Annotated in this window: 2 protein-coding genes and 1 pseudogene; all 3 read right to left on the reverse strand. The window is 69.5% G+C overall.

The features are described 5' to 3' along the window. Window positions 1-7 precede the first annotated feature (7 nt). Window positions 8-1,189, reverse strand: coding sequence for an SPFH domain-containing protein (locus AC1DP0_RS21280; RefSeq protein WP_478088468.1), 1,182 nt, complete (start codon window positions 1,187-1,189; stop codon window positions 8-10). Between the two features lie 125 nt (window positions 1,190-1,314). Next, window positions 1,315-1,764, reverse strand: coding sequence for an NfeD family protein (locus tag AC1DP0_RS21285; protein WP_478088470.1), 450 nt, complete (start codon window positions 1,762-1,764; stop codon window positions 1,315-1,317). 129 nt (window positions 1,765-1,893) lie between these two features. Then, window positions 1,894-2,098 (reverse strand): annotated as a pseudogene (locus tag AC1DP0_RS21290) (ABC transporter ATP-binding protein); the annotation flags it as partial.

Consider the following 2,098-nt stretch of genomic DNA (forward strand, 5'->3'; position numbering starts at 1 on the left):
GTGTCCGTCAGCGCTGGACCGGAGGCTCCGGCGGGGCGTCGGGCAGGTCCTCCGGGGCGGCCGGTGCTGCGATCTCCGGAGCGGCTGGCGGCGCGGCAGCCGGCGGCGGAGGCACCGCGGCACCGCCCACGGGGAACGACGGGTGCTGGCGACCCATGGGAGCGTTGTGCTCGGTGGACTCGGCACTCGCCTGCGCGGCCTGTCCCCGGGCCTCGGCGAGGGCCTTTGCCGGGTCCTCGAGCACCGTCTCGGCGAAGGCGTTGTCTTCGGCGTCGCCGGTGTCGACCCACTGCTCCTCGTCGTCGCCCATCGGGCCCTGCTCGCTGCCACCGAGCGCGTTGCCGATGCCCTTGAGCGCGTCGGTCAGCTCGGAGGGGATGATCCACATCTTGTTGGAGTCGCCGCGGGCGAGCTGCGGCAGGACCTGGAGGTACTGGTAGGCGAGCAGCTTCTGCGTCGGCTTGCCGCGGTGGATCGCGGAGAAGACCTGCTGGATGGCGCGGGCCTGGCCCTGGGCCTCGAGGATGCGGGCCTGCGCCGAGCCCTCGGCCCGCAGGATCTGGCTCTGCTTCTCACCCTCGGCCGTGAGGATGGCGGACTGCTTGAAGCCCTCGGCGGTGAGGATGGCGGCACGACGGTCCCGCTCGGCACGCATCTGCTTCTCCATCGTCTCCTGGACGGAGTGCGGGGGGTCGATGGCCTTGAGCTCGACACGGTTGACGCGAATGCCCCAGTTGCCGGTGGCCTCGTCCAGCACGCCGCGCAGCTGACCGTTGATCTGGTCGCGGCTCGTCAGGGCCTGCTCGAGGTCGAGCGAGCCGATGACGTTGCGCAAGGTGGTGACGGTCAGCTGCTCGATGCCCTGGATGAAGTTGGCGATCTCGTAGACCGCGGCCTTGGCGTCGGTGACCGAGTAGTAGATGACCGTGTCGATGTTGACGACGAGGTTGTCGCTCGTGATGACGGGCTGCGGCGGGAAGGTGACGACCTGCTCGCGGAGGTCGATGTTGGCGCGAACCTTGTCCACGAACGGGATGAGGAAGTGGATCCCCGCGGTCAACGTCTTGTTGTAGCCGCCGAGACGCTCGACGATCTGTGCCGTCTGCTGCGGCACGATGCGCACCGTGCGCAGCACGATGACGAATGCCACGACGACGATGAGTATCGGAATGATGTAAACCGGGTCCACGACCTTCTCGACCTTCTCCCTGTGTGGTCCGTGCTCCCCCGAGGAGGCACGGTTGGTGCGGGCGGGCCGATCGACCCGCTCGTTCGTTCGGTGGTGTCGGTTGAGCAGTGGTGCCGGTGAGCGGCTCAGCTCCCCACGACGCGTGCGCGGCTCACGATGGCGGTGGCGCCGTCGATGGAGTCGACGACGACCTCCTCGCCGGGCTCGATGTCGTCCCCGAGCGTGCGCGCAGACCACGTCTGGCCCGCGAGCTTGACCTGGCCCCCGGCCGGGTTGACCCGGTCGATGGCGACGGCCGAACGGCCGACGTGGGCGGCAGCTCCCATGAGCTGGGGTGGGCTACTGGCCTGGATGCGCTTCTTGAGCCACGGACGCACGATCGCGAGGAGGGCGACGGCGACGAGGCCCGCAACGATCGCCTGGACGACGGGAGGGGCCCCAAAGGCCGCCGCGACGGAGGCGCCGACGGCGCCGCCGGCGAGCATGAGAAACGTGAAGTCGGCGGTGACCGTCTCGATGGCCACCAGGACGAGGGCCACCGCCACCCAGACCATCCACGCGTGTCCCTCGACCACGTAGCCACCCCGCCTTCATCCGAGCCGGCGACGGACGCCGACGTCCCGWGCGTCACTCCAGTGACGTTCTCGATTCTGCCTCAGTTCCCTCCCGCGACCTACGGGTCGGACAACCGGGACAGGTTGCGATCAGGACTCGGCTCTCGCGGACCAGCGCTCGCCGTGCTGCTCGAGCACGAGCGGCAGCCCGAACGTCTCGCTGAGGTTCTCGGCCGTCAGCGTGACGGGGATGGGGCCGGCAGCCACGATGCGGCCGTCGCGGATCATGAGGACGTCGGTGAAGGACGGAGGGATCTCCTCGACGTGGTGCGTGACGAGCACCATGGCCGGCGCC

The sequence above is a fragment of the Terrabacter sp. P5_B1 genome (assembly GCF_056400505.1).